Source organism: Nonomuraea sp. NPDC050540 (genome assembly GCF_044457485.1).
In the GTDB taxonomy this organism is placed as follows: domain Bacteria; phylum Actinomycetota; class Actinomycetes; order Streptosporangiales; family Streptosporangiaceae; genus Nonomuraea.
In genome coordinates, this window is the sequence record NZ_JBITHA010000047.1 from 1 (window position 1) to 4,706 (window position 4,706).

Annotated in this window: 3 protein-coding genes and 1 pseudogene; 2 read left to right on the forward strand and 2 right to left on the reverse strand. The window is 69.6% G+C overall.

All coding sequences use genetic code 11. From position 1 onward, the window contains the following. Window positions 1–93: 93 nt before the first annotated feature. Complete coding sequence (locus ACIBI5_RS54190; RefSeq protein WP_397259651.1) at window positions 94–2,808, reverse strand: tetratricopeptide repeat protein; 2,715 nt, start codon at window positions 2,806–2,808, stop codon at window positions 94–96. A gap of 44 nt (window positions 2,809–2,852) precedes the next feature. On the opposite strand from ACIBI5_RS54190, the gene ACIBI5_RS54195 reads away from it, so the two are divergent. Next, window positions 2,853–3,332, forward strand: coding sequence for a recombinase family protein (locus ACIBI5_RS54195; protein ID WP_397259654.1), 480 nt, complete (start codon window positions 2,853–2,855; stop codon window positions 3,330–3,332). A gap of 63 nt (window positions 3,333–3,395) precedes the next feature. Further along, window positions 3,396–3,887, forward strand: a complete 492-nt coding sequence (locus tag ACIBI5_RS54200) for a hypothetical protein (RefSeq protein WP_397259652.1) — start codon at window positions 3,396–3,398, stop codon at window positions 3,885–3,887. Between the two features lie 495 nt (window positions 3,888–4,382). On the opposite strand, the pseudogene ACIBI5_RS54205 reads toward ACIBI5_RS54200, so the two are convergent. Then, a pseudogene (locus tag ACIBI5_RS54205) lies at window positions 4,383–4,706 on the reverse strand (hypothetical protein); the annotation flags it as partial.

A 4,706-nucleotide genomic window follows, 5' to 3' on the forward strand; every position in this document is an offset into this window, starting at 1 on the left:
TGCTGAGCTGGCGAGAACCCGTAGTCCCTCATGCGACCCCCATCGCTACAAGATCGATTATGCGATGCGCTGATCACTTGAGCTCAAGATCGTTTATTGACGACCTCCAGCGTCGGTCTGATCACTCCAGTAGGCGAGGTTGGCGCGGACGGCCATCGTGTCGGGATGGTCGGGTCCGGAGATGCGTTCGCGGATGGGCAGCAGGTCGGTGTACATGGTGCGGGCGGCGGCTGCGTCGCCTGCCTGGCCCGTCCAGTAGGCGAGGTTGGCGCGGGCGCTCAGCGTGTCGGGGTGCTCGGGTCCGGAGATGCGTTCGCGGATGGGCAGCAGGTTGGTGTACAGGGTGCGGGCGGTCGCCGCGTCCCCCGTCTGGCCCGTCAAGCGGGCGAGGTTGGCGCGGGCGGTCAGTGTGCCGGGGTGCTCGGGACCGAGGACGCGTTCGCTGATGGGCAGCAAGTCGGTGTACATGGTGCGGGCGGTCGCCGCGTCGCCTGCCTGGCCTGTCCAGTAGGCGAGGTTGGTGTGGGCGGTCAGTGTGTCGGGGTGCTCGGGACCGAGGACGCGTTCGCTGATGGGCAGCAAGTCGGTGTACATGGTGCGGGCGGCGGCTGCGTCGCCCGTCTGGCCTGTCCAGTAGGCGAGGTTGGTGTGGGCGGTCAGTGTGTCGGGGTGCTCGGGACCGAGGACGCGTTCGCGGATGGGGAGCAGGTCGGCGTACAGGGTGCGGGCGGCGGCTGCGTCCCCTGCCTGGCCCGCCCAGTGCGCAAGGTTGGCGCGGGCGCTCAGCATGCGCGGGTGCTCGGGACCGAGGACGCGTTCGCGGATGGGCAGCAGGTCGGCGAACAGGGCGCGGGCGGCCGCCGCATCCCCTGCCTCCCCCGTCCAGCGGGCGAGGTTGGCGCGGGCGCTCAGCGTGTCGGGGTGCTCGGGACCGGAGATGCGTTCGCGGATGGGCAGCAGGTCGGCGTACAGGGCGCGGGCGGTCGCCGCGTCGCCTGCCTGGCCTGTCCAGTAGGCGAGGTTGGCGCGTTCGCTCAGCGTGTCGGGGTGCTCGGGACCGAGGGTTTCGGCCTGGGCGGTGTAGCGGGTCTGTTGCAGGGTTCGGGCGGTGGTGTAGTCGCCGCTGGCGCCGGCGAAGTCGATGACCTTCTTCATCGTGTGCGAGCCGGGTGGGGTGACGGTGCGGGCGTGGGGAAGCAGTTGGAGGTAGCGGGGCCAGTTGGCGCGGGCTTCGGGGTTGGCGGGCAGGGCCAGGTCCAGCAGTTCGGCGGCGTGGGTGCGGGTTTGGTCGCGCTGGGTGGTGGTGAGCTGGTGCCAGATGACCGTTTGGGTGAGCCGGTGGATGCTCACGCTCTCCTGATCGTCGGCGTCGTGGTCCCTGCCTGATGTGATCGGGTTGGCGGGGTGGGTGGTCAGGGTGATGAGGCTGTAGGAGGCCAGCAGGGCCAGTGCCTCGTTGACCGCCTGCTCATCGTCGGCCGCGCCGGCCAGGACGTCGGCGGGCAGGTGGTCGGGGGCGTAGCAGGCCAGCAGTCGCAGCAGGCGTTCGGCCAGCGGGTTCTGCTCGGCGACGCGGGCGCGGCTGACCTCCCACGCCTTGGCGACCACCCGTTCGGCGTTCCCGCCGGCCAGGGCGGTGGCGAGCATGCGCTCGGGCACCTGCCGCAGCAGGCGCAGGTATCCGGCCGGGGTGCAGCGCGGGGTACCGGCGATGTAGGCGCCCGATTGCGTCAGCGCCAGCGGCAGGTCACCCAGCTCGGCGGCCAGTTCGTCCAAGATGGCGGCGTGGGCGGCGTGCGGCGGGCCGATCAGATCACCCAGCAGCCGGATCGAGGCGGGCCGGGGCAGGGCATGCAGCCGCAGCGGGGTGACGCCCAGGCGCTGCCAGCCGACGTCGCGCCGGGTGGTGATCAGCACATGCCCGCTGGTCAACCGGGCCAGGTACGGCTCGACGTGGGCGGGCTCCTCGACGTTGTCGAAGATCAGCAGCCAGCCGGTATGGCTGGCCAGCCAGGTGATCGCCCAGGCGGCGGCCTCCTCAATCGAGGCCTGCCCGCCCGCCACCGAATCGGCCCCGGCCACCAGCGCACGCGCCAGGGCGGCCAAGCCGGCCTGGAGCTGGGCGGAGCTGTCGGCGTCGATCCACCACACCAGCGCGTAGTCCAGGCGGCGGGCGAAGGCGTACTGCAACGCCAGCTCGCTCTTGCCGACCCCGCCCAGCCCGACCACAGCCTGGCTGATCACCCCCGCGCCGGTGCCTGATTCCAGCGTGATCGCCAGCTCCTGCCAGGCCCCCTCGCGTCCGACGAACCACGACGCCGGACGGCGCGGCAGCCCCAGGAACCCCGACGGACCCTCCACCGAGGCCGGTGGCGGCAGCGGCGGGCGCCGGGCCTCCTGCACATCACCGGTGATCAACGTGTGCACGTCGCCGCCGATGGCCGGAGCGCGCTCACCCGTGCTGACCGGCCCGCGATGGGAGCCGATCACCAGCCCGTCCGACATCGTGCCGACCGCGGGCGCGTTCGCACCGCTGGTAGAGACCGAAGGCGCCCCGGGTTCGCTCGTGGCCGCCGAGCGCCGCTGCAGCCACCACCCGATCGTGCCGAAGACCAGGGCGGCCAGCATGCCGATCACACTGGCCCGCTGATCCAGCACCTCCAGCGTCTTGTCGGGCAGGCCCAGCGGGTCGGCCAGGAAGAACCACAGCACGCCGGCGACCACGAGCACCATCGCTACTACCAGGAGCACTCGTCCGGCCAGCCGCCTACGGGGGCCGCGGGCGGGGTCGGCGGGAGGGGGAGACATCGCCACCTCTTCACGATGACGCTTCCATCCCGTCTTGCCCCGGGCTGTGGCGAACCCGTTACCCGCCGCACGCGCGGGTCGGCTACGCCCGCGCCTCCGCGTGCGCCAGTCGCTGGACACCCCAGCTCGACTCGCTCAAGGCCGCCGGCATCGGCCTGCAGTTCCTCACCGGCGAACTCCAGGACAGCCACGACCCGTCCGGGGTGGTGTTCACCGTGCTGGTCGCGCTGTCGGGGATGGAGCGCGAATACATCCGCGACCGCACCCTGGAAGGCCACGAGTCGGCCCGCGCCCGGGGCAAGGCCATCGGCGGGGCCAGCGTCGTCGACGAGGCGATGCTGTCCATGGCCCTGCACCTGCGCGGCCAGGGCCAGAGCTTGCGCGACATCGCCGCTCAGCTCGTCATCACCTCTGGCGCCAAGAAGGGCCGACACCCCTCCGCCGCGACCGTGCTGCGGATGCTGCGCGAGCACGACCACGCCGCCCAGACCGCCGAGGTGGCCGCCCTGGAACCCACCGCCTGACCTCCCCCGGCACCCCCGGCCAGCGACTACGACACACTGGAATCCCCCGAAACGAGGACGCTCATGAGCAGCGCAGAGGGGATGGCACGGGTCAACGCCGAGCAGATCGGCACGAAGGTGAAGGTGATCCACCCCGGCGACGTCGTCTTCCACGGGACGATCACCGGCGGATCGCTGGAGAGCGGCATGTGGACCGTCACCGCCGCCGACGGCACAGCCCGGGAGTTTCCGGGGTGCGACCTGCAGCGGCTCACGCCCGAAGAGGCTGAGCGCCCCGACAACGCGTTCACCCGCTACGGCATCGATCTCGACGAGTACACCGCCGCCCTCATCGACGCGATGCAGGTCGGCGGCGCCAGCGAGGCGGAGATCAGGGAGGCGGTGCTCGGCGTCCAGGTCGACGCCGCGCTGCCGGATGAGGGCCCGTGGTACCTGTATCGCGTGCCGGGGCTCGGCGCCGACCGACCAACCCCAGGTACGGCCTGCGGGCGGGGCGGGTTGGCCGCGCCCTCACGACCTCGTGGGTGCTGCGCGGAGAAGGTTCCGAACTTCTGAGAAGGACTGTTCTCGGAAATCCCCGCGCCGTGGACTTCTGAGAACCGCTGGCTCTTCCCCGGACGCCGAGCCGGCCAGCCCCTCCATCACCGCAGCCTTGCCGACCTGGTCCGTGACCTCGGCATCTCTGGCCAAGCCGCCCGCACCGCCGCCCTTCGGTAATTGGCGCTCCAAGCCCCCGCTCCCGTCATCGCGCAGGCTCTGGGCTTCCATGACAAGACCGTCACTCGGTTCGCATCCGAAGCTGGAGGGACCTGAAGCCGCTATGCCCCAAACGATCACGCTCTGTGAATAGAAGCCGAGATAGAAACACGAACTAAGATCACTCGATCAAGGACTTTTACCAGTCTCAGAGGCCGATCTCAGAGGACGCTACCTCGTCTCATTACGTGCTGAATGGCCCGTTTGATTGGAGGTGCCATCCGGGAAGTTTGGCACGAACGTGACCACGGTGTCCGGTGTGAGGTGAGTGTCTCCTGTCGTGAGACTGAAGTATTAGTCAGTCTGGCTGGGCGGACTCTTCTGATTGGACGGCGCACGGCGAGCAATGATGTCGCGGGCTACGTCAAGCTGACGTGCCTTTACAGCCTTGAATGCATGGAACTCGGTCGGGTGGGTGCGGATGGCACGCCTTTGAATACGGCTTTCAGCTTCTGCCCAGACATCGACGAGTCCGGTGTTCTCCTTGCATCGTACGTCTGCCCGTGCTGTACGGATCTCTTGCGCGCCGATCTTGTTCGTTGACCATTGTCTATCTGTTATGGCCGTTAGTGGATCTGGGTAGCGGAAGCCCTGACGTGCCATGCACGCGCTCCAGCG